This window comes from Antribacter soli (genome assembly GCF_021568775.1).
Taxonomy (GTDB): domain Bacteria; phylum Actinomycetota; class Actinomycetes; order Actinomycetales; family Cellulomonadaceae; genus Antribacter; species Antribacter soli.
This window is the reverse complement of the sequence record NZ_JAKGSG010000056.1, coordinates 37,505-58,562: the sequence shown is the minus strand read 5'-3', so window position 1 is coordinate 58,562 and position 21,058 is coordinate 37,505. Positions and strand designations below refer to the sequence as shown.

General features: G+C 71.6%; 18 protein-coding genes and 1 tRNA gene. 10 read left to right on the top strand and 9 right to left on the bottom strand.

Features of this window, described 5'->3' with window-relative positions; translation table 11 throughout:
• Positions 1 to 29: 29 nt before the first annotated feature.
• Complete coding sequence (locus L1785_RS19955; RefSeq protein WP_236091059.1) at positions 30 to 482, top strand: heat shock protein transcriptional repressor HspR; 453 nt, start codon at positions 30 to 32, stop codon at positions 480 to 482.
• 152 nt (positions 483 to 634) lie between these two features.
• Entirely contained in the window at positions 635 to 943 is a 309-nt protein-coding gene (locus L1785_RS19950) for a DUF1540 domain-containing protein (protein ID WP_236091058.1), read from the top strand.
• Between the two features lie 82 nt (positions 944 to 1,025).
• Here L1785_RS19950 and L1785_RS19945 read toward each other — a convergent pair whose 3' ends face one another.
• Positions 1,026 to 1,793, bottom strand: a complete 768-nt coding sequence (locus L1785_RS19945; protein WP_236091057.1) for a hypothetical protein — start codon at positions 1,791 to 1,793, stop codon at positions 1,026 to 1,028.
• Positions 1,794 to 2,013: 220 nt separating this feature from the next.
• Here L1785_RS19945 and L1785_RS19940 point away from each other — a divergent pair, with 220 nt between their 5' ends.
• Entirely contained in the window at positions 2,014 to 5,793 is a 3,780-nt protein-coding gene (locus L1785_RS19940) for a sigma-70 family RNA polymerase sigma factor (RefSeq protein ID WP_308113387.1), read from the top strand.
• 19 nt (positions 5,794 to 5,812) lie between these two features.
• Here the strand turns inward: L1785_RS19940 and upp are convergent, their stop codons facing one another.
• Complete coding sequence (gene upp / locus L1785_RS19935; protein WP_236091055.1) at positions 5,813 to 6,448, bottom strand: uracil phosphoribosyltransferase; 636 nt, start codon at positions 6,446 to 6,448, stop codon at positions 5,813 to 5,815.
• A gap of 166 nt (positions 6,449 to 6,614) precedes the next feature.
• On the opposite strand from upp, the gene L1785_RS19930 reads away from it, so the two are divergent.
• The 4 genes from L1785_RS19930 (at position 6,615) to L1785_RS19915 (ending at position 9,993) form a co-directional block, all read left to right on the top strand.
• Positions 6,615 to 7,052 carry a nucleoside deaminase gene (locus L1785_RS19930; RefSeq protein WP_236091065.1) on the top strand — a complete coding sequence of 146 codons (438 nt, stop codon included), beginning with the start codon at positions 6,615 to 6,617 and terminating at the stop codon, positions 7,050 to 7,052.
• A gap of 56 nt (positions 7,053 to 7,108) precedes the next feature.
• Entirely contained in the window at positions 7,109 to 8,083 is a 975-nt protein-coding gene (locus tag L1785_RS19925) for a transglutaminase-like domain-containing protein (RefSeq protein WP_236091054.1), read from the top strand.
• A gap of 108 nt (positions 8,084 to 8,191) precedes the next feature.
• The gene (locus L1785_RS19920) at positions 8,192 to 9,337 is read left to right on the top strand and encodes an L-histidine N(alpha)-methyltransferase (protein ID WP_236091053.1); all 1,146 of its coding nucleotides are present in this window, start codon (positions 8,192 to 8,194) and stop codon (positions 9,335 to 9,337) included.
• Positions 9,337 to 9,993 (top strand): Rossmann-fold NAD(P)-binding domain-containing protein, encoded by a 657-nt coding sequence (locus L1785_RS19915; protein ID WP_236091052.1) that lies wholly within the window; start codon positions 9,337 to 9,339, stop codon positions 9,991 to 9,993. Before L1785_RS19920 ends, L1785_RS19915 begins: the two co-directional genes overlap by 1 nt.
• Here the strand turns inward: L1785_RS19915 and L1785_RS19910 are convergent, their stop codons facing one another.
• The gene (locus tag L1785_RS19910) at positions 9,994 to 10,806 is read right to left on the bottom strand and encodes a Sir2 family NAD-dependent protein deacetylase (RefSeq protein ID WP_236091064.1); all 813 of its coding nucleotides are present in this window, start codon (positions 10,804 to 10,806) and stop codon (positions 9,994 to 9,996) included.
• Between the two features lie 211 nt (positions 10,807 to 11,017).
• Between L1785_RS19910 and L1785_RS19905 the strand changes: the two genes are divergently transcribed.
• Positions 11,018 to 12,466, top strand: coding sequence for a family 43 glycosylhydrolase (locus L1785_RS19905; RefSeq protein ID WP_236091051.1), 1,449 nt, complete (start codon positions 11,018 to 11,020; stop codon positions 12,464 to 12,466).
• Positions 12,467 to 12,536: 70 nt separating this feature from the next.
• Here the strand turns inward: L1785_RS19905 and L1785_RS19900 are convergent, their stop codons facing one another.
• Genes L1785_RS19900 through L1785_RS19890 form a run of 3 tightly spaced genes read right to left on the bottom strand, consistent with a single transcriptional unit; the run spans position 12,537 to position 15,576 of the window.
• Positions 12,537 to 14,153: a carbohydrate-binding domain-containing protein gene (locus tag L1785_RS19900; RefSeq protein ID WP_236091050.1), complete on the bottom strand. Its 1,617-nt coding sequence runs from the start codon at positions 14,151 to 14,153 to the stop codon at positions 12,537 to 12,539.
• On the bottom strand, positions 14,153 to 14,944 hold the full coding sequence (locus L1785_RS19895; RefSeq protein ID WP_236091049.1) for a polyphosphate polymerase domain-containing protein: 792 nt from the start codon (positions 14,942 to 14,944) through the stop codon (positions 14,153 to 14,155). Before L1785_RS19895 ends, L1785_RS19900 begins: the two co-directional genes overlap by 1 nt.
• Positions 14,941 to 15,576, bottom strand: a complete 636-nt coding sequence (locus L1785_RS19890) for a DUF4956 domain-containing protein (protein WP_236091048.1) — start codon at positions 15,574 to 15,576, stop codon at positions 14,941 to 14,943. The genes L1785_RS19895 and L1785_RS19890 overlap by 4 nt, the downstream gene beginning before the upstream one ends.
• Before the next feature lie 399 nt (positions 15,577 to 15,975).
• Here L1785_RS19890 and L1785_RS19885 point away from each other — a divergent pair, with 399 nt between their 5' ends.
• The gene (locus L1785_RS19885; protein WP_236091047.1) at positions 15,976 to 17,721 is read left to right on the top strand and encodes a glycosyl hydrolase family 18 protein; all 1,746 of its coding nucleotides are present in this window, start codon (positions 15,976 to 15,978) and stop codon (positions 17,719 to 17,721) included.
• Between the two features lie 99 nt (positions 17,722 to 17,820).
• Here the strand turns inward: L1785_RS19885 and L1785_RS19880 are convergent, their stop codons facing one another.
• The gene (locus L1785_RS19880; RefSeq protein WP_236091046.1) at positions 17,821 to 19,245 is read right to left on the bottom strand and encodes a glycoside hydrolase family 43 protein; all 1,425 of its coding nucleotides are present in this window, start codon (positions 19,243 to 19,245) and stop codon (positions 17,821 to 17,823) included.
• 199 nt (positions 19,246 to 19,444) lie between these two features.
• Between L1785_RS19880 and L1785_RS19875 the strand changes: the two genes are divergently transcribed.
• A tRNA-Ser gene (locus L1785_RS19875) sits at positions 19,445 to 19,531 on the top strand.
• Between the two features lie 69 nt (positions 19,532 to 19,600).
• On the opposite strand, the gene L1785_RS19870 is transcribed toward L1785_RS19875, so the two are convergent.
• Both L1785_RS19870 and L1785_RS19865 read right to left on the bottom strand, forming a co-directional pair.
• Positions 19,601 to 20,845: a tyrosine-type recombinase/integrase gene (locus L1785_RS19870; RefSeq protein WP_236091045.1), complete on the bottom strand. Its 1,245-nt coding sequence runs from the start codon at positions 20,843 to 20,845 to the stop codon at positions 19,601 to 19,603.
• A 1-nt stretch (position 20,846) separates the two neighbouring features.
• Positions 20,847 to 21,053 (bottom strand): helix-turn-helix domain-containing protein, encoded by a 207-nt coding sequence (locus L1785_RS19865; protein ID WP_236091044.1) that lies wholly within the window; start codon positions 21,051 to 21,053, stop codon positions 20,847 to 20,849.
• Positions 21,054 to 21,058 lie beyond the last annotated feature (5 nt).

Here is a 21,058-nt window from a genome sequence, read left to right as displayed (position 1 = left end):
CCCAGACGCGAGACGGGAGGAGTGACCTGATGATCACCGACGAGTCGCCCGTGCTCACCGTGTCCCAGGCCGCCCAGCTCGCCGGCATGCACCCGCAGACCCTGCGCCAATATGACCGGCTGGGCCTCGTGACGCCGCGGCGTACTCTCGGGCGCGGCCGACGATATTCGCGGAACGACGTCGCCCGCCTCCTGCAGGTGCAGCAGCTCGCCCAGGGCGAGGGCATCAACCTGGCGGGCATCAAGCGCATCCTCGACCTTCAGGAGCACGTCACCGTGCTGGAGCAGCGGCTCGAGGAGCTGCTCACCCAGGTACAGCAGAGCGGTCGGGTGTTCACGGCGGCCACCAGCGGAGACGTCATCGTCGTCCCGCGGGGGCGCCGCATTCGTCGCGCGGAGCTGCGGGTGGACGTGGACCACGGCGTCCCGGGGGCAGCCGGTGCCATGGTGCTCTGGCGCCCGGCCCCGCACCGCGACCAATGAATTCCGTAACGCAATTCTTTCGTAATTCTCCTGGCCTTTCCTCGAATTGAGGTAAGGCATTCCTTGCTATCCAGAATTGGTGACGCGGGAATAAGGTGGCCATATCGTGCCGGTCATGAGGCCGGTGATCGAGACGCTGCGAGGAGAGAACCATGACCACGCTGATGGAGATGCCCGAGGTCGCCGAGTGCTCGATCGACGGCTGCGGATACAACCACGACCACGGCTGTCACGCCGGTGCGGTGACGATCGCCGGCCACTCCGGTGACGCGGAGTGCGCCACGTTCATCCCGCTGGGCCACAAGGGCGGGCTGGACAAGGTCATCGCGCACGTGGGCGCCTGCCAGCGCGAGGAATGCATCCACAACAGCGCCCTCGAGTGTGCCGCCCCGTCGATCCGCGTCGGCTTCGGCCCGGACAGCCCGGCGCACGCCGACTGCCTCACGTTCGCGTCGCGCTGACGACCACCACGCCGAAACAGCAGGTCCCTCGGACGAACGTCCGAGGGACCTGCTGTTTCGCGTGACCTCGGGTGCTCTTGGTTCAGCGGCTCAGGTGGTTCAGGAGCATCAGCGCGTCGTCGTGGGTCTCGGGCAGCCGCTCGATCCAGACGCGCGTCGGCCTGCGCAGCTCGGCGGTGAGGCCGAGCACCTCGGCATTCCGTTCGACCACGCGGCGCAGCGCCTGGCCGAGCTGAGCGGTGGCCGGCCCCCGCTCGCACAGCACGACGAACGTGCCGTCTCCGACGGCCGCCATCGGGTGCCCCTCGCCGAAGACCTGGTGCAGCGTCCTGCCGATCGCCGCCGACCGCGCGAGGCGCTGCCACGTGTCGAGGTTGTCGAGCCCGACGTCGAGGACGAGCAGGCAGTGCGTCGACCGCGCGTCGGTGCGTGTCCGCACCGCGACGCCGTAGGTCTCCCTGAGTCGTTCGCCCAGGTAGTCGCCGGTGGGTAGGCCCGTCGAGGGGTCGTGGCTCGAGACCTGGAACGGGACGCGCTCGTGCTCCTCGAGCCAGCCCAGCGCGACGGCGCGGATCGCCGCGGCGTCCACGGGCAGGCGCATCGTCATGTAGAGGCAGGCGACGTCATCGATGGCCTCGGAGAGGCCGACGCCGACGGCCGCTCTCGCGATGCCGAGCCGCTCCCCGACCGCAGCCACGGGGCGCTCGTCTGTAAGCGCTTCGACGAAAGCGTCGACAGCGGCGTGGTACCAGTCGCCGGGGCGGATCCAGACGCTCGCGAGGCTCGCTGCACGCCAGCGCTCGCGCACATCGGAGATGCGCGCTTCGGCTTCCTGCTGCGGTTTGCTCATGATGACAGGACCCCCACGGATATACATCATGACGCACGTTCGGCCACATCGGGTGCTAGTTCACCCGAATCTCATCCGGTCACCGGGAATCTCATCCGGTGGATTCACCCTCCACGAAACTTGCAGGGGGGCCCTATAGTCGGTCCTAGGGTCTGGGGGGGCCAAAGCCACTGGCCTGTGGGCGCGGTCCGTCGCCGGTTCGGCGAGGATTTGGGGAATCGTGACGTTTGTGGACGGCTCAGCCGGGGACGCCCCGAGCGATGCTGAGCTCATTCTGAAGGTCCGCGAGGGCGACCGGCAGGCCTTTGGCCTGCTCTATGAGCGTCACATGTCCGCGACGCTGCGATTCGCCCGCTGCCTCGTCTCGCCGTCGGACGCCGAAGAGATCGTGCAGAGCGCCTACGAGGGAACGCTCCAGGCGCTGCTGAGCGGCAAGGGACCTGACCTCGACTTCCGCGGCTACGTCTACCAGACCGTGCGGCACACGGCCTACAACCTGCACCGTGGCGCCCGCCGCACGCGTCCGTCCACGGACGACGAGCTGGAGTTCGCGCTCGGCCGCTTCGCCGACGAGGACGACCCCGCCCTCAAGGGCTTCGAGCAGACCATCGTGTACCAGGCGTACGACCGCCTGCCCGAGCGCTTCAAGCTCGTCCTGCGGTATGCGCTCGTGGAGGAGCAGAAGCCGGCGCAGATCGCGCCGATCCTCGGGCTCAACCCGAACGGCGTCTCAGCCCTGATCTACCGGGCAAAGTCCGCCCTGCGGGACGGCTACCTGCAGCAGCACCTCACCCATGCGCCGTCGGAGGCGTGCCGCGACGTGAACGCGCGGCTGGGCGAGTACGTGCGCGGCAGCCTGTCGAAGCGCGAGACGGTCAAGGTGGAGGAGCACACGGCGGGCTGCAGCACGTGCAGCGACCTCGTGCTGGAGCTGCACGACGTCGCGCACGGCATGAAGTGCGTCATCGCGCCCCTGATGCTCGGCGTCGCGGCGCTGGGCCTGGTGGGCACCGCGCTCCCGGTCGGCGGCCTGGCCGTCGGTGCCGCCAAGGCCGGCACGGCCGCCTCGGCGGCGGCGGGCTTCGCGAAGGTCGGCGCGGCCTCGTCCGCGGCCGGCGGCGCGGGCACGACGGCGACGCTCGCGCCCTCGGGCACGCTCTCGGCGGGCGCCACGACCACCGCGGGGAGCACGGCGATCAGCTCGTCGGCGGCGACCTCGACGGCGGCGGGCACGACGGCGGCGGGCACGACGGCGGCGGGCACGACGGCGTCCGCCGGCGCGAGCGCGTCCGTCGCCACAGCCACGACCGGCGCCGCCGCCGCGACCACCGGTGCCGCCGCCGCGACCGGCACGGGCGCGGTCGTTGCCGGTGCCGCGGGCGTGACCGTGATGTCCGGCGGCGCGGCCGCCGCAGGCGTGATCACGGCCGCGACCGTCGGTGTCGCCGCGATCCTCCAGGTCCTCGCCCCCACTGCGGGTGCGGGCGTCTCGGACGCGGCCGGCGCGGCCGTGACGATGTCCACCGAGCGGTGGGCGCAGGGCAACCCGCTGCCCGGCTACCTCGACCCGTCGTCGCCCTCGAACCTGCTCGCTCCGCTCACGACGCTCCTGCCGCCGGAGCCCCCGGAGATCGGTCTCGGGTACGCCGACCCGGCGGTCGTGCTGGAGCCGCGCACACCGCAGGACGTCGTCCTGTCGGTGTCCAACACCGGCGGCGACGCGACCGGGACCTTCGTGCGCCTGACGCTGCCCGACGGCCTCACGGCGTCGTTCGACGAGGCGCCGTTCGGCGCCGGCACGGGCACCGTCGCGGACGGTTCGTCGCTCGCCACGGGCGACACGGAGACCGAGGCCGGGACGGCGTCCGGCACGACGGCGGGCCCCTCGGTGATCCTCGGCCCGCCCACGACGGCGGACCCGCTCGCGTGCACGCCCGCCACGAACGACGGCGGCCGCACGGTGCTCTGCTCCCTCGGCACGGTCGCCGGCGGCACGCAGCAGCATGTCGTCGTGGGCGTGAAGGCGGAAGCCGGCGGCGCGTACGCGATCGGGGCCGAGGTGTGGGCGGAGGGCGTCACGCCCGCGTCGGTGGAGCTCCCGGCGCGCAGCGTCGCCGCGTTCGGGCCGGAGCTGTCTGCCACGGCTGGGTCCCTGCATCTCGCGAACCCGGGCTCCGGCTCCCTGCCCATCGAGGTGGGCAACACCGGGGACGTCGCCGCCGAGCCCGGCTGGTCCGTGATCGTGACGCTGCCCGCCGGCGTCGCACCCGCGTCGGCGCAGTCGATCCTGTCCTGCGCGGCGGTCGATGTCACCGCCGCGAACGACTGGTCGTGCGCACCGGTCGCCGGCTCTGCCGCCGGGTCGACCCCGCTCGCTGCCGGCGCGTGGCGCACCCTGCCGCTGACGGTTCTCGCGGACGGGACGACGCCGACCGCGGAGGCCGGCACCTCCTCGGCCTCCGCGAGCGTGCTGCCGGTGCTGCCGGGGTCCTCGAAGGTGCTGTCGGGCTCGGCCACGCTGTCCGTGGCGTCCGCCTGGGCGGGCGCGGCAGCCGGTGCCGGAGCCGTGGTGACCCAGTGCCTCGCCAGGGGTGGAGTCGGTACGGCGGACGCCGTCGTGCAGGGCACCTACACGAACACGACGGGCCAGACGGTCTCGGTCCGCCTCGAGGCCGCGGGCAGCGGCAACGCGACGGTGCACTATCTCGCGCCCGGCGAGCAGGCGCCGCTGATCCTCCATGACGGCCTGCGACTGCCCGCCGGTGAGGGTACGTACGTGCTCTCGGCGGTGGTGGACGAACGCACCTTCTCGACCCGCGTGCCCGCCGGCTGGTACGGGGCGCAGGACTGCTACGACCCGGCGTGGACGGCGAACGCGAGCGCCCGGACCGTCAACGAGGGCGGCACCGTCGCCGTCGAGGGGACGTTGACCAACACGACCGGCGAGCCGTTGCAGGCCACCATGGAGATCGTGGTCGACGGGACGCGCCTCGAGTCGCAGCCGCTGCGGGTCGAGGCAGGTGCCACGGTCACGACGTCGGTGGCCACCGGGCAGACCCGGCTCCACCCCGGCGACGTGACGTTCCGCCTGTCCCGCTGGACGGTGGACTCCGACGGTGACGCGCCCGCCGCCGCCTCCGTGGCTGCCGGTCCGTCCGCCGCCTACAACGGGGCCGTGATCGCGCCGCAGGTGGGCGACCTGCAGTGGGAGGACGCCTGCCAGTTCGACGACACCGCGGGCACCTCCGAGCGGACCTTCCGCGTTCCGGTCGACAACCGTGACTCGACGCTCCCCGTGGTGTTCGAGGCCGCGGGTGTGTCCGTCCTGGTCCGTGGCGGCCACAAGGACGTCCTCGTGGTCACGGTGCCGTGGGGGACGGGCACGGTGGACGTCCGGGCCGACGGCCGGCCGCTGGCCACCCTCATGGTCGGCTTCGAGTCGTGCGCGCAGGTCTCGTGGCCGCAGGACATGGTCGTGACGGCGGGCGTGCAGTGCGTGGACGGTCACGTCCAGGTCTTCGCGGACCTGCAGAACCCCGGTGGGATCACGTGGTCGGGCTGGCTCGTCCGTGGCTCTGGGATCACCGAGGGTGAGGGGCCCGCGAAGGAGGTGCCGGCCGGCGGCACCGCGCAGCTCGTGCTCGACCGGCCGCTGGCCGCGTCGGCGGGCAGCCACGTGACGGTGCGGCTCAGCCGGGTCCTCGAGGGAACGGCGTGGACGGTCGAGCAGACCCACGACGTGCCCGGGATCTACTGCCCGCCCGCGCCCATCGAGAACGTGGCGGACGAGTCCGGGACCTCCACCGGGACCAGCGACGTCGCCGCCGACTCCGGCGATACCTCCCCGGCGGCGGCCTGGTGGGCCGGCCTGTTCGGGACCTCGCAGCAGTGCGGCGCGGTGTCAGCCGGGGGCCGCGGCGAGACCGCCGCGAGCCGCGGCGGCCCCCGCTCCGGCTGGTCGCCGTTCGAGTGGTTCGCCGAGTGCGAGCCCACGTCCTAGCTCAGACGACGACCATGGCTCAGACGACGCCGTAGAGGCGGTCGCCTGCATCGCCGAGGCCGGGCACGATGTACGCCTTCTCGTTGAGGCGCTCGTCCACGGCGGCGACGACGACCTGCACGTCGACCCGGTCGCCGACCGCGTCGTCGACGACCCTCAGGCCCTCCGGCGCCGCGAGCAGGCACACGGCGGTGACCTCGCGCGCCCCCCGCGCGAAGACGTAGTCGATGGCGGCGACGAGCGTGCCGCCCGTGGCGAGCATCGGGTCGAGCAGGAACACGTGGCGGCCGGTCAGGTCCTCGGGCAGGCGGTTCGCGTACGTGACGGCCTGGAAGGTCTTCTCGTCGCGCTGCAGGCCGAGGAAGCCGACCTCCGCCGTCGGCAGCAGGCGCGTCATACCGTCGAGCATGCCGAGGCCCGCGCGCAGGATCGGCACGACCAGCGGCCGGGGCGACGTCATGCGAACGCCCGTCGTGGTGGTGACCGGGGTGCGCACCTCGTGCGGCTCGACCTGCACGTCCCGCGTCGCCTCGTAGGCAAGGAGCGTGACGAGCTCGTCGACGAGACGACGGAACGTCGGGGAGTCGGTGCGCTCGTCACGCAGGATGGTCAGCTTGTGGGCCACCAGCGGGTGGTCGGCGACGTGCAGGCGCATGGCCTCAACGCTACCGGGTCGGGGGTGCGTCCAGCCGCCGGAACGAGGTGACGTCTATCGTGACGTTGTGCGTCGAACGTTGCCCGACGGCGGAGCTCACCCCTCCCCGGACCCCGCCTTCCCGCCTGCGACGGTGGCGGGCCGTGACGCCGCATGGGACTCGGCGATGGGTCGCGCGCTCGACGAGGCGCGGCTCGCGCTGGGCAGCGGGGACGTCCCCGTGGGCGCCGTGGTCCTCGACGGGTCGGGGCGCGCGATCGCCGTCGGGCACAACGAGCGGGAGGCGACGGGTGATCCGACGGCCCATGCCGAGGTCGTCGCCCTGCGAGCGGCCGCGGCCGCGCGCGGAGAGTGGCGCCTGGAGGGCTGCACGCTCGTGGTGACGCTCGAGCCGTGCGCGATGTGCGCCGGGGCGCTCCTCCTCTCACGGGTGTCGCGCCTCGTGATCGGCGCCTGGGACCCCAAGGCGGGCGCCACCGGTTCGGTCTGGGACCTCGTGCGGGACGCTCGGGCGCTGCACCGCGTCGAGGTGGTCGGCGGCGTGCGCGCCGACGAGTGCGGCGCGCTGCTGCGCGACTTCTTCGAGGCGCGCCGGGGTTCGTAGCCGCTGGTCACAACATTTTGCTAGCGTCCTGGCACCGCCGAGGAAAGGACGCCGTCGTGCCCGCACCGACGCTTGCCGACTACGCCAGCCACAGCCCGTACTCCGACCCGGGTCGCCACCGCGACCTCCTCGCAGCCGTCGAACCCGACCCGGCGACGCTGCGGACCGTGGCGTGCGGTGCCGTGGTGCACTACCGGTCCGGGGTGGACCTCACTCCCGAGCAACGAGCCGACATCGACCGCCGGTGGCTCGCCGCGATCCTGGACGGGGCCGTCGGCCGCGCCGGGAGCCTCGCGGGGCCGCGGTCTCCGGAGCAGACCCTGGCCGGCTGCTGCCGCGACCACACGCTCCTCGCCGTGGGCACCCTGCGCACGCACGGGATCCCCGCGCGGTCCCGGGTGGGCTTCGCGGGCTACCTGGCGACGTCGTTCCACGCGGACCACGTGATCGTCGAGCAGTGGGACGGCACGCGCTGGCGCCGGTCCGACCCGGAGCTGGACCCCGCGGACGGCTGGGGCTTCGACCCGACGGACATCCCCGCAGGGCCTGGTGCGCCGTTCGTGACGGCCGCCGAGGCGTGGCTGGCGATCCGGGGTGGCACCGCCGACCCGGCGGGGTTCGGCGTCGGGCCCGACATGCCGGAGCTCGGCGGGCGGGACTTCGTGCGCGACTACGTGCTGCGCGAGGTCGCCCACCGGCACCGCGACGAGCTGCTGCTGTGGGACTTCTGGGGCCCGATGCTGGGGCTGGGCGGGCTCCCGCCCGCCCTCCAGGAGCAGGCCCGCGCCGCCGGTGGCGAGGGCCTGGGCCTGCCCGGCGCCGACCTGCCCGGCGCCGAGTACGACGCGATCGCCGACGAGTTCGCCTACCTCCTGATCGCGGCCGACTCCGGTGACGAGGTGGCGGCCGAGGAGCTCGCCGAGCTGTACGTCGGGGACCCGCGGCTGCGGCCCGGAGACCACGTGCTGACGCTCTCGCCGCTGAACGGCGTCGCGGTGACGGATCTCGCGGGGCGGAGCGGGATGCCGTGAGACCCGCGGGCGGGCGATCCGTTGCCGATCCGTTGGACATGCGGAAAAGTTCCCGGTTATGACGCCTTCTTGCCGATACTCTGACTCCCCGGCCGAGGGGAGACGCACGTGGGCGAGTCGGTGATCAAGCGGCTGGAGCAGGCGCTCGCAGGGGACGAGTTCGCCTGGTCGCTGCTGCTGGTGGGCGAGGACCAGTCGGACAAGCTGAGCACGCTGTCGAGCGCCCTCCGCGGCGACTTCTCGGCGACGGGAGACGGCAAGGCCATCCCGTCCGGCTTCGCCTACTGGGGTATCGGACCCACGATCGCGTGGATCAACGCCTCCAAGGACCCGTACTACCTGGTGATCAAGGTCGGCACCGAGATGTTCCTGCGGCAGTGGCGGCAGATCCGGGTCGACGGCGGCATAGCCCAGGACTGTGTCCACCTCGTCAGCCTCGGCGTGGGTACCGGCCTGAAGGACCGCGTGATCCTCGAGGACATGTACCGGAACAACCCGTCGATGTACTACGTGCCCGTCGACATGAGCGCCGAGATGCTCCGGATCGGCATGCAGGAGGCGGTCCGCGGTGGCTCGTTCCCGGATGCCCGCGCCCTGTCGATCCAGCTCGACCTGTCGATGCCCAGCAACGTGGAGGAGCTGCGCGACCTGCTCGCGCGCCTCGTGGGTGAGGAGCCGATCCTCTTCTCGCTGACCGGCAACACCGCCGCGAACTTCGAGGCGGACCACGAGTTCCTCGGTGGCCTCACGCGACTGCTGAGGCCGCAGGACCGCCTGCTGCTCGAGGTGGCGAGCACCGAGCGCCTCGACGACCGCGTCGCGCGGGCCGCTGCCGACGAGTACATGCAGACGCGGGCGTTCACGGAGTTCGTCACGAGCGCGCTGCGGTACAACACCGACCTGAAGGTCAACTATGACCACGTCAAGTTCGTGGGCGCGGTGGACGAGGACGCGTTGCTGGTCAAGATGTTCTGGCAGAACGAGACCGAGGCGGCGATCCGGCTGGCGATCCCGGGACAGCTCGGCGTGAACCTGCACCCCAGCGACACGATCCGGCTGCTCACGACGCGCAAGTACACGCCGGAGAGCGTCGAGCGCCTGATCACGGCCGCGGGGCTTGCCACGGTCGCCGTCGTCCGGGAGCAGTTCCGGCACATGCGGGGGGTGAACCCGTTCGGGCTCGACATGCGCCTCCTCAAGCGGAACGGTGACGGCGACGTCGGCCGGCACTCGCCGTTCGAGATCTGGACCTGATGCTGTCGCGCGTCGGCGACGCGCTGCGCCGCCCGTTTCGCCGGGTCGCCGAGACCTGGCTGAGCCGGAGGTGGGCGACGACTCGCCGCCTGGCGGTCGCCGTCGTGACGTACGGCCTGCTCTCCGTGGCGTTCGTACTCGGCATCCTGTGGTTCGTCTGGCCCGACCCGCCACGCTGGGAACCTGCGGTCAACTCCCTGACCCTCGTCGCGGGCGTGACCGGCCTGCTGGTCGAGAGGCTCAACACCGAGGCGGAGCGCAGGGCGGAGCTGTTCGCCTCGGTCCGCTACGAGCTCACGGTGAATCTCCTGGCCATCGACCTGCGGCTGCAGGAGCTGGAACCATCCGCCGGGCAGGACGCCGTGACGCGCGTCAGCCCTCGCATCGTCGTGTCCGCAGTGGACGCCGCGCTGGTCTCCGGCGCTCTCGCACGGCGCACCGACGCCCCGGTCGTAGCGCGCCTGCACCGGTGGCGCGAAGCGGCACACGGATACAACCGGCGCCGGGACCTCGCGGAGACGCTCACGGCCGTGGAGGCTGCGTTGCGCTCCGCGTCCGTCGGTGCGCTGCGGGCCGACCTGGGGCGCGAGAGCGGCTTTCTGGCGGAGGTTCGCTCCCAGCTCTGCGACCTCCTCGACGTCGTCCCGGACCGCTGATCAGAGCAGGTCCGCGAGCTGCGCCAGCACCTCGCTCGTCCCGGCGTCGACCTTGACCGTCGCGTGGACGTCGCCGCGCGTGATGCCGCGGTTGACGATCACGACCGGCTTGCCCGCCCGAGCGGCGTGCCGGACGAAGCGCAGCCCGCTCATGACGGTCAGCGACGAGCCGGCCACGAGGAGCGCGTCGCCGTCATCGACGAGCGCGAACGCGGCCTCGACCCGCGCGCGAGGCACGTTCTCGCCGAAGTACACGATCTCTGGCTTGAGGACGCCGCCGCAGAACTCGCACGGCGCGGGCCGGAAGTGGGAGGTCGCCTCGATGACGGCGTCGGCGTCGGGCGCGATCTCGATGTCCGCGACGTCGTTCGCGACGGACTCGAGGAACCCGGGGTTGAGCGCGGTCAGCCGCTCGGCGAGGTGCTCGCGGGACACGACGCGCCGGCACTGCAGGCACACGACGCGGTCGTAGCGTCCGTGCAGGTCGATCACGTTCCGGGAGCCAGCGTCCTCGTGCAGGAGGTCCACGTTCTGCGTGACGATCCCGGCGAGCAGCCCGCGTTCCTCGAGGCGCACGAGGGCGCGGTGGCCGGCGTTGGGGTGGGTGCGGTGCATGTGCTGCCAGCCCACGTGGTTGCGTGCCCAGTAGTGCCGGCGGAACGCCTCGTCCTGCACGAACTGCTGGTACGTCATCGGGTTGCGCGGGGGCGAGTCGGGGCCGCGGTAGTCGGGGATGCCGGAGTCCGTGGAGACCCCCGCGCCGGTCAGCGCCGTGATGCGCAGGCCTGCGAGCACACGCACGGCGTCGTCCATCGTGGTGAGGGCCACCTCGACGGGTTCCGGATGCCAGGTGGTGGGGCGCGGGGTGGGCTGCACGCGTCGAGCGTACTTCCAGCGGGACGGCGGCCCCGGGCGTGGCCGTCCCGGCGGCGCCCGGGAATCACCCCTTGACGCCCGGCTCTACAACGATGGAAACTTGGCCCGCTCATGTGAGCGCTCACATTCACCTCGACGAGGAGGTTCCATGGAAGCAACGCGTGATTTCCCCTGGCGACGCGGCATCCGGGCAGCACTGACGCTGCTCGCCGTCGTCGCCGTCACCTTCGCTCAGCTGGTGGCCCCGGTGTCGGTCGCCCCGGCTGCGGCCGCCACCATCGACACCAACGCCTGGTACGTGCTGGTGAACCGCAACAGCGGCAAGGCGCTCGACGTCTTCGACCGATCCACGGCGGACGGCGCCGCCATCGACCAGTGGAGCCGCAACAACGGCGCCTGGCAGCAGTGGCGGTTCGTCAGCTCGGGCAGCGGCTATTACCGCCTGCAGTCGCGGAACAGCGGCAAGGTCATCGACATCTCGGGCAAGTCGACGGCCGACGGCGCCAACGTCGTGCAGTGGGCCGACAACAACGGGACCAACCAGCAGTTCAGCGTCCAGGACGTGGCGACCGGCTACGTCCAGCTCCTGAACCGCAACAGCGGCAAGGCGCTCGAGGTGTGGGAGTGGTCCACGGCCGACGGCGGGCGCGTCTCGCAGTTCACCGACACCAACGCCGACAACCAGCAGTGGCAGATGATCCGAGTCGCCACGGTGACCTACCCGAACCCCGGCGTCGTCTCCGGGGTCACCACCGTGCACGACCCCGAGGTGGTGAAGAAGCCGGACGGCACGTACCTCCTGGCGCACACGGGCGACAACATCACGCTCAAGACGTCGACCGACCGCACCGCGTGGAGCAGCGCCGGGGTGGCCTTCCCGAACGGCATGTCCTGGGTCTACGGCTACACGAACAACAGCAACACCGTCTGGGCGCCCGATATCACGTACGCGAACGGGAAGTACTACATGTACTACTCGGCCTCGACGTTCGGGTCGAACAGCTCGGCGATCTTCCTCGCGACGAGCACGACGGGTGCGGCGGGAAGCTGGACCAACCAGGGGCTCGTCATCGCGTCGACCACCTCGGACGACTGGAACGCCATCGACCCGAACCTGGTGATCGACCAGTCGGGCGCCTGGTGGCTGAGCCTCGGCTCCTTCTGGTCGGGCATCAAGATGATCCGCATCGACTCGTCCACAGGCCTGCGCTCCGGCTCGTCGTTCTCGAGCATCGCCGGCCGCGGCGGCGGCGCGATCGAGGCGCCGACGATCCACTACCGCAACGGCTACTACTACCTGTTCGTGTCCTTCGACGCCTGCTGCCAGGGTGCCAGCAGCACGTACCGCACGATGGTCGGCCGCTCCACCTCGGTCAACGGCCCGTACGCGGACCGGAACGGCGTCGCGATGACGTCGGGCGGCGGCACGGAGGTCCTCGCCGGACACGGGTCGTTCCACGGGACCGGCCACCAGGCCGTCCTCGCGGACACTGACGCCGACGTGCTCTTCTACCACTACTACAACGACGCCGGCACGGCCCTGCTCGGCATCAACCTGCTCGCCTACGACTCCGAGGGCTGGCCGTACGTCTACTGACACACGCCGGAGCGCACCTCCCGTACGGAAGGTGCGCTCCGGCGTCGTGCTGCCGGGGTGAGCAGCTCGGTCAGGGGCGCATGCCGCCCATACCGCCGGCCACCGCCTCGCCGGCCGTGGCCGTCGCCACCTCGCTGCCGTCGGCGACGACGGTGTAGGTGGCGCCGTCCTGCACCTCGGCGCCGGAGAGGACCACCGACCGGGTGTCCTTGGTCAGCGTGACCTCGGCGACCACGGTGCCGTCCGCGTCCGTCACCTGGAGCACGGTGCCCGCCGAGAGGGTGTCGAACGTGGCCGCGACCCAGCCCTGAGCGGACGAGGCGCCCGGGCTCTGCGCCATCCCGGCGGAGCCCACGGCGATCACCGTGCCGCCGTCGACCGTGAAGGTGCCCTGGCTGTCGAGGGCGCCGTTCCCGTCGCTGGTCGGGCCGAAGACGGTGATGTCACCGCCCGTGATCGTGAACGTGCCGTTCGAGTCCAGGCCGTCGCCACCGGCGTCGACGGTCAGGGTGCCGCCGGTGATCGCGAGCGAGAAGTCGCCCGCGGCCTCGCCGCCCGTCCCGCCGCCACCGCCGCCGGGGCCGCCGGCCGGCGGCTCGGGGGCGGTCGCCGCGGCGTTCTCCGCCGTCGTGTCGTCGGTCGTGGTGCTCGTCGCGCCCGCGGCGTTGAGGCCGTCGTCGGAAGCGGTGACGTCGACGGTCCCGCCCGCCACAAGGATGTGCGCACCCTCCAGGCCCTCGACGGCCTCCGTCACCGTGAGGGTCCCGTCGCCGATCACGAGGTCCGACTCGGCGTGGACGCCGTCGTCGCCGGAGCTCACCGTGACGTCGCCCCCGAGGAAGGCGATGTAGCCGACGGTGTCGCCGTCGTCGTCCGTGCCGTCCTCGTTGTCGGACTTGAGGCCGTCGCCCTGGGCGGTCACGTCGAGCGTGCCGCCCGTGACCACCAGGTAGTCCTTGCCGCGCACGCCGTCGTCGACGGCGGTCACCGTGATGGTGCCGCCCGCGATCACGAGCTCGTCCTCGGAGGCGATGCCGTCGTTCGAGCTGCCCGTCACGTCGAGCGAGCCGCCGCCGGAGATCACGAGGTCCGCGGCGGAGAACAGGGCTGCGTTCGGCTCGTCCTCGCCGTCCGCGTACTCGTAGGTCGAGGCGTCCTCGAGGCTGTTCTGGGTGCCGTCCGCCAGCACGACGGACACCTTGTCGGCCTCCATGACCGCGATCGCGGAAGTCGTCGAGCTGGTGATGTCGGCGCCGTCCAGGACGAGCCGGACCACGCCTTCGACGGCCGACGACACCACGATCTGCCCGTCGGTGAGCGTGCCGCTGATCCGGTACGTGCCGGGGGCCGTGATCGTCACGGTCGAGCCGTCCACGGTGACGCCGTCGCCGGAGGCGCTCGCGGTGTCGCCCTCCAGGGTGATCGCGACCTCGTCGGAGGCGTCCCACGTCTCGTCCGCCAGGGCGGCGGTCTCCGTGTAGTCCTTGTTGTCGGCCAGGGCTTCGGTGACGTCGAGCGCCACCGCGGTGGTCGTGGTCCCCGTGGACGTGTCCGTCTCGGTGGACTCCGTCGTGGTGGTGGTCGTCGTCTCGGTCGCGGCGACGGCACTGCAGCCCGCGAGGGCGCCGAAGACGAGCGTCCCGGCGAGGGCGGCGCTGAGCAGGGGACGGGGGCGGGTGATACGCATCAGACGGTCCTCTCGGTGGAAACGTTGGGGGTGGCCGCGACGGTGACGAGGCGGTGCCGGATCAGGCGACGCCAGGGGGCGTCGGGGAGGCCGGGGCGCAGGAGCGCGAGCCCGGTCGCGTACTTGGAGATGCGGTCGGGCCGGTGACCCGACCGCCACAGGAGGCGGTCCGCCGACGACGGCCCGGGGCCGCCCGTCTTCGTCTCGACGACGACCAGCTCGCCGAGGCCGGCGCGGGCCGATCCGGCGGGCACGTCCCAGGTCAGCCCGGTGTCGAGCGTGACCCGCGCGTCCGGCAGCAGGAGGGTGGTGCGCCGGTAGGAGGACCGCAGGGTAGGGACGAGCGCGTGGGCCGGCGGGCCCGCCACGCCGGCCTCCGCGAGGCGGGCGTCGACGAAGGTGCCGTCCGCGCCGAGGCGGACCGCGACGTCGTCGTGCACCTGGCGCTCCTTCACGGTGGTGCCGCGGGCCGCCCGGGTCTTCACCTCGACGAAGCACGCCCCGGAGTCGACGTAGGTGCGGGTGCGGACCTTGAAGCGGCGCCGGCGGCGGCCGGCGGCGAGGTGGAAGGCGGCGAGGTCGGGGGTGTCGAAGTACGTCGACTCGTAGGCGAAGTCGCGCGCGCCGTCGATCTCGAGGACCCGCGTCGCGGGGTCGAGGCCGGCGAGGAGAGCCCGGCACTCGTCCTGCGTGAGGACGTACTTGCGGTCGCGACGGGTCTGCAGCGCCGCCGTGGCGTTGAGCTCGTCCAGGTCGACCGGGGCGTGGCCGGCGAGGGCGGTGGCGATCATCGGGACACCCCCTGCAGCGCGGTGTGGTCCGACGTCGGGGCCGTCGCCTGCCCGACGACCGGGGCGCGGTGGGCCGGGCCCCGGCCGCCCTCGGGCAGCGTGTACCGCACGTCGACGAGCGTGGTGTCGTTCACGAGGTCCAGCCGCTGCACCGACGCGGAGTGCACGCGCCCGCCGAGCACCTGCTCGAGGCGTACGACGAGCTCCGCCTGGTCGCTCACCGCTCGATCGAGCATCACGGTCTGGCTCTGGTGCCGCGCGAGCAGGCGGGGGTGGTCGGCGAACGCCATGACGACGAGGATCAGCGCGGTGCCCGCGACCCCGAGCCAGCCGGCGCTGGTGCCGAGGCCGCCGAGGAGGCCGAGCGCGAGGGCGGCGAAGTAGTAGGCCACCTCGTGCTGCGACAGCTCCGAGGAGCGCAGGCGGATGATCGACAGGACGCCGAAGAGCCCGAGCCCCAGGCCCGCTGCCACCGAGCTCGCCGCCAGCGTCGAGGCGACCGCGAGCACGCCGACGTTCACGCCCAGGTACGCGACGACGAGGTCGCGCCGCCGGTGGCGGGGGAAGTAGAGGGCGAACACGAGGATGGCGACGGCGACGAGGTCGACCGCGTAGAGCAGGACTGGCGACATGGGGTGGCTCCGGGGGTGAACAGGAGGTGACTCTCACCTGAACCCTTAGAGAACGCTGTCCGCCCATGCGGACCCTGGTGCCGGCCTGTGCCGTTCCTATGAGGCCTGCGCCACAGGTCGGGCCCGCGACGAATTCGGTAGGACTCTTTCGCTAGGACTCTGGCGTAATCCGGTTCACACCGCTAACGTCGTCCCACCTGGACAGCGAGGTCCGGGTCGCACGTCGTTTTGGTCGCCTGAGCCCTGCGTTCCGCTCCGGGCGAGTGCCTCGTTCCTCGGCCCTCACCCTGCGCTGCACTCCGGTCTCAGGCGAGGACAACCACGTCGAAGCACAGCAGCCCGACCGCGGGCCGGCCGGGACGGACCGGCCCGCACCGCCGACGCACCGCAAGGAGCAGCATGTCCGAGCAGCAATCAGATCGCCGACGACTCCGCGGCATCCTCCAAGGCTCAGCCGCCGCAGGCCTCATCGTGACCCTCACCCTCGGCCCCGCCGCGTTGAGCGCGACCGCAGCCGCGCCCCAGAAGGCGCCCGGGACGTCCTCGGGCACCGTCGCGCCGGACCCCGACGGCATCAACGGTTACAACGCTGTCGGCTACTTCCCGGCCTGGGTGCCGCCGGGCGGCGACTACCAGGTCGCGGACCTCGTCCGCACCGGTGCCGTCTCCGACCTGACGCACCTCAACTACGCCTTCGGCAACATCACCAGCGACCTGGTGTGCGACATCGCCGACACCGTGGGCCCGGAGGGCATCGACGGCGACCCCGACGCCGACTACCTGCACCTCGTGGCCGCGGAGGACTCCGTCGACGGGGTCGGTGACACCGCCGGCCAGGCGCTGGCCGGCAACTTCAACCAGCTCCGCGAGCTCAAGGCCGTCGCGCCGGAGCTGAAGATCCTCATCTCGATCGGCGGCTGGACCTGGTCGGACAACTACTCCGACGCCGTCGCCACGCCCGAGAGCCGGGCCCGCCTCGTCGAGTCGTGCATCGACCTGTACATCCGCGGCAACCTGCCGGTGTACGGCGCGCAGGGCGGCGAGGGCGTCGCGGCCGGGATCTTCGACGGCATCGACATCGACTGGGAGTGGCCGGGGGCCGACGGCGAGCACCCGAGCCCGCGCCCCGAGGAGGACCAGGAGAACTTCCTCGCGTTCATGGAGCTGCTCCGTGCGCGGCTCGACGCCGTGGGCGCCGAGACCGGCGAGGACTACCTGCTCACCGGCTTCGCGCCGGCCGGCTGGTGGCCGCGGACCAACGGCGGCTGGGTCAACCCGCGCCTGTCCGCCGTGATCGACTTCCTCAACGTCCAGGGCTACGACTACCACGGCACCTGGGTCGCGGACCGGACCGGTCACCAGGGCAACCTGCACAAGTACGAGTGGCCCGACACGCCCGGCTCGTGGGCCAACTGGGGTCTTGCCGCGGACGACCTCCTCGGCGCCTACCGGGCCGCCGGCTACCGCGACGACCAGATCAACCTCGGCCTCGCCGCGTACGGGCAAGGCTGGTCCGGCGTGACCGACCCGACGCCGGGCGCCGCCGCGGGCGCCCCGATCGGCACCCGCAATTACAACCTCCTGCGTTCCGTCGGGGAGGAGTACTACGACGAGACCGCCGGCGCCGCGTACCGCTGGGACGGCAACGAGTGGTGGAGCCTCGACACGCCCCGCTCCGTGACGGACAAGGCCGAGTGGGTCGCGACCAGCGGCTACGGTGGCGCGTTCTTCTGGGACATCACCGGGGACCACGAGAACGAGCTCGGCTCGGCGCTCGCCGACACCCTGCGCCTCTCGACGCCGGGCCCGCTCGTCGCTGCCGACGCCTCCGACCCCTGGTACGCCGCCGGCGTGTACACCAAGGGCGACGTCGTGACGCACGACGGCGTCGAGTACGCCGCGAAGTGGTGGACCCGCAACCAGGAGCCCGGTGCCTCGTTCGGCCCGTGGCAGCCGACGGGCACGGTCACGCCGGCGCCCGCACCGGCCGCGTGCGGCCCGGCCTGGTCCGCCGGGACCGCCTACTTCAAGGGCGACGTGGTCTCCCGCGCGGGGGTCAACCACACCGCGCTGTGGTGGACGCTCGGGTCCCGCCCGGGCGCCGACGTCAAGGGCGCGTGGGACGAGGGATCGCCCTGCGTGTGACGTGACCTCGGGTCGCTCGGGGTCCGGTTCGAGAACACCATCAGGTATCGCAGCGCCTGGCGTGGCGGTACCTGATGGTGTTCTCGAACCGGACGTGCGCTACGGGCGGCCTCGGGTCACCGTCAGCGTGGCCGGCTCGCTCGTCTCGTGGCCGTGGGCGTTGCTCGCCGTCGCGCGCACGAGCAGGCCGTCGTGCAGCGGGTTGACGCGGACGAGCGTCAGGGTCGACGTGCCGTCCGGGCTCGTCACCGGCTGCCCGCCCGCGGGGGCGTGCCAGGTGGCGCCGCCGTCGTCGGACACCTCCCAGGTGATGACCGGGAGAGGCGTGCCCTCCGCGACCGCCGTGAACCTCGCGGTGCGGCCGGCGGGGACGCTCGCGGCCTGCGGCGCCGTCGTGAGCGTCGCCGGGTCGACCGTCTGGTCGACGACGGGCCAGCCGTCCTCCCACGCGAGGCGGTGCAGGCCGAGTGTCGGGAAGTACGGGATCTGCTCGTTCAGGGCGTCGTAGTAGTGGAAGGCGAGGACGTCGTCGTACACGGACTGGCCGCCGGTGCCCACCATCCCACCGTGCGACTGGAGGATGACCGTGCCGCCACCACCGAACATGTTGTTGCCGTCCTTGTCGAGGTACGGGCCGGTGATGCTCCGCGAGCGGCCCACCGCGACCTTGTAGGTGCTGTTCGCGCCCTGGCAGCAGAAGTCGAACGAGACGAACAGGTAGTACCAGCCGTCGTGGGAGTAGATGTACGGCGCCTCGACCGGGTTGCCCCACATGAAGCGGTCCACGAGGTGCGTGGCGTTCGCGAGGGCATCGGGGGCGAGCTTGCCGCTCGGCCACTCGAGCTCGACGAGGAAGATGCCGTACCAGAAGGAGCCGATCGCCATGTACGGCGTGCCGTCGGCGTCCTCGACGATGCCGGCGTCGATCGCGTTGAACGTCTTGCCGTTCTCGATCGGGTTCGGCGACGTGACCACCGGACCCTGGTCGACCCACTCGTAGTCGGGGTCGTCCGGGTCCAGCGTCGTGTTGGTCGCCAGGGCGGTCACCGAGTTGTTGGTGCCGAAACGGCTCGCCGAGTAGTACAGGTAGTAGGTGCCGTCGTGCTCGTAGATCTCCGGCGCCCACAGGTTGCCCGGCAGGTCGCCGTCAGCGAAGTGCGCGTCGATCCATGCCGGGATCCGGTCCCAGACCGTGCCCTCGTAGGCCCAGGTGGTGCCCTCGTCGTGCGAGGCCCAGATCTGGACGGTGCCGCCGTTCTCGCGGTTGAGCAGGCCGGTCGAGTAGACGTACCAGGTGCCGTCCTCGTCGTCGACGATCAGGGCCGGGTCGTGGATCGGCGAGGTCTCGCCGGTGACGCTGATGCCGCCAGAGGCGGGTTCGGGGGCGGTGGCGGGTGTGGCGGCGGTGGCGCTGGTGCTGGTTCTGGTGGCTGCGCCCGCGGCGGCCGGGACGGCGGGGGCGAGCAGCGCGAGCCCGGTCAGCGCCGCCACGGCGAAGCGGGTGGCGGGACGGGTACGACTCATGGGGTTTTGTCCTCTCGATCCGTGGCGCCCTGTTCCATGAGGGCGTGTCGTCGTCGACGTGACCGCGGCAGGATCTGTACAACGTTGTAGACCGCGGCGGGCATGAGGTTAGCCAGTGCGCTACCGGCTGGTCAAGGGGACGATTCGGCGTTGGAGGCCCGGACCGGGTATCCTTCAACGGCCCGGTCAGCCGGGCATAGGTAGCGTGTCCGAGCGGCCTAAGGAGCACGCCTCGAAAGCGTGTGTGGGTGAAAGTCCACCGTGAGTTCGAATCTCACCGCTACCGCCGACCGAAGGCCCCCAGCCGCAGAATTCTGCGAGTCTGGGGGCCTTCGTCATGCGTCGTACTCCGTTTTCACTCCGTTTTGGTCTCGGGACCCTCGCGCTCGTCCGCCTGCTGGACGAGTTGATCGATGACCTCGCGCATGTCGGGCGCGACGTGCGTCCGCCTCACATAGTGCCGCACCGTCGTGCCCTCGTCCGCGTGACCGAGGAGCGCGGAGGCGTTCCCGATCGTCGTCTCGTTCGCGACCCGCGTCGCCACCGTGCGGCGGAAGTCGTGCGGCGTCACCTTCACACCGGTTCCCTCGCGCGCCTCTTGCAGCTGCTCACGGACCCGAGCGGGGGAGCGCGGCGTGCCCTTCGTGGACGGGAACACGAGCTTGTCCGGCCCGCCGTCGAGCCCGAGGTCGATGGCTTGCCGTAGTGCCGTGACGACGAACTCGGGGAGTGTGATCGTCCGGCGTGACGCGTCGGACTTCGGCTTGGACTGCCGCACGAGGCGCCCTTGGACCGTGCCGTGGGCCGTCGTCTCTTCGACCCGCACGACTGTGCCTGTCACCGTCAGAGTCGGTACTTCGGCGTCTAGCCGCAGGTCATCCTGCCGCAGCGCCAGGCACTCGCCGATGCGCAGCCCGGTACCGAGCATCGTGTCAACGATCTGTGGCAGCAACGTGATGTTGCGGCGACCTCGGGTCTTGGCGGGACGGTCCTCCCAGGCGCGCACCGCCTTGCGCAGTGTCGCGATGTCTCGCAGCTCGAGCGTCCGCACCTCGGGCCGCTTCGGCTTGCGGACCGTCACCGCGTCCCGAACTGGGTTGAAGGGAGCCGCGCCATACCGGACGCACATGGTCATCACCTGCGTCAGCACGTTGCGAGCCTGCCGCGCCGTGTCGTACTTCCCCAAGGCGACGAGCGCCATGAGCACCCGGTTCACCGCGACCGGAGTCACCTCCCGGACTCGCAGACCGCCGAGCGCCGGCCGAAGAACACGATCGAGCGTCCCGAGGTAGGTGTTCATCGACTGGGATAACACCTGCCCCTCAGCCCGCTTCTCACGAGACCACTGGTCGAACACGTCCGACATGCGGGTACCCGGTTCGATCGCCGTCAACCCGCCGAACGGATCGTCACTGCTGAGTTGGTGAAGCTTGTCCTCCAGCGCGTGCTGAGCAGTTGCACCCGAGCGGCCCCGCGCTTCGAGCTTGTGCAGGTTGCCCGCGAAGTCGCGGTAGAGCACCTGCGCGCGCCAGACGTTCGGACCCAACTCCTTGCGACTGATTCGGCCCCACCGTCCCGGAGCAATCGGAGTCCTCGCCATGTCAGGCCGCCTTCCGATCGTCGGTGACGCTCTCGAGCCACGCTTCGACGTCGTCCGGCCGGTAGCGCAGCCGGGCCCCGACACGGAGCACCTTCGGCCCGCCGCCCCGGCTCGACCACGCGTAGACGCAGTGCAGCGTCACACCCAGGTACTCCGCCAGTTCCTCCGGCGTCATCAGACGACGCCGCATGCTCTCGTTGTTCGTCATCACGT

What these genes read in the sequence shown, in the direction of transcription:
- L1785_RS19955 (WP_236091059.1), top strand. Translation starts at nt 30, where the DNA reads ATGATCACCGACGAGTCGCCCGTGCTCACCGTGTCCCAGGCCGCCCAG.
- L1785_RS19950 (WP_236091058.1), top strand. Translation starts at nt 635, where the DNA reads ATGACCACGCTGATGGAGATGCCCGAGGTCGCCGAGTGCTCGATCGAC.
- L1785_RS19945 (WP_236091057.1), bottom strand. Translation starts at nt 1,793, where the DNA reads ATGAGCAAACCGCAGCAGGAAGCCGAAGCGCGCATCTCCGATGTGCGC.
- upp (WP_236091055.1), bottom strand. Translation starts at nt 6,448, where the DNA reads ATGCGCCTGCACGTCGCCGACCACCCGCTGGTGGCCCACAAGCTGACC.
- L1785_RS19930 (WP_236091065.1), top strand. Translation starts at nt 6,615, where the DNA reads ATGGGTCGCGCGCTCGACGAGGCGCGGCTCGCGCTGGGCAGCGGGGAC.
- L1785_RS19915 (WP_236091052.1), top strand. Translation starts at nt 9,337, where the DNA reads ATGCTGTCGCGCGTCGGCGACGCGCTGCGCCGCCCGTTTCGCCGGGTC.
- L1785_RS19910 (WP_236091064.1), bottom strand. Translation starts at nt 10,806, where the DNA reads ATGGACGACGCCGTGCGTGTGCTCGCAGGCCTGCGCATCACGGCGCTG.
- L1785_RS19905 (WP_236091051.1), top strand. Translation starts at nt 11,018, where the DNA reads ATGGAAGCAACGCGTGATTTCCCCTGGCGACGCGGCATCCGGGCAGCA.
- L1785_RS19900 (WP_236091050.1), bottom strand. Translation starts at nt 14,153, where the DNA reads ATGCGTATCACCCGCCCCCGTCCCCTGCTCAGCGCCGCCCTCGCCGGG.
- L1785_RS19895 (WP_236091049.1), bottom strand. Translation starts at nt 14,944, where the DNA reads ATGATCGCCACCGCCCTCGCCGGCCACGCCCCGGTCGACCTGGACGAG.
- L1785_RS19890 (WP_236091048.1), bottom strand. Translation starts at nt 15,576, where the DNA reads ATGTCGCCAGTCCTGCTCTACGCGGTCGACCTCGTCGCCGTCGCCATC.
- L1785_RS19885 (WP_236091047.1), top strand. Translation starts at nt 15,976, where the DNA reads ATGTCCGAGCAGCAATCAGATCGCCGACGACTCCGCGGCATCCTCCAA.
- L1785_RS19880 (WP_236091046.1), bottom strand. Translation starts at nt 19,245, where the DNA reads ATGAGTCGTACCCGTCCCGCCACCCGCTTCGCCGTGGCGGCGCTGACC.
- L1785_RS19870 (WP_236091045.1), bottom strand. Translation starts at nt 20,845, where the DNA reads ATGGCGAGGACTCCGATTGCTCCGGGACGGTGGGGCCGAATCAGTCGC.
- L1785_RS19865 (WP_236091044.1), bottom strand. Translation starts at nt 21,053, where the DNA reads ATGACGAACAACGAGAGCATGCGGCGTCGTCTGATGACGCCGGAGGAA.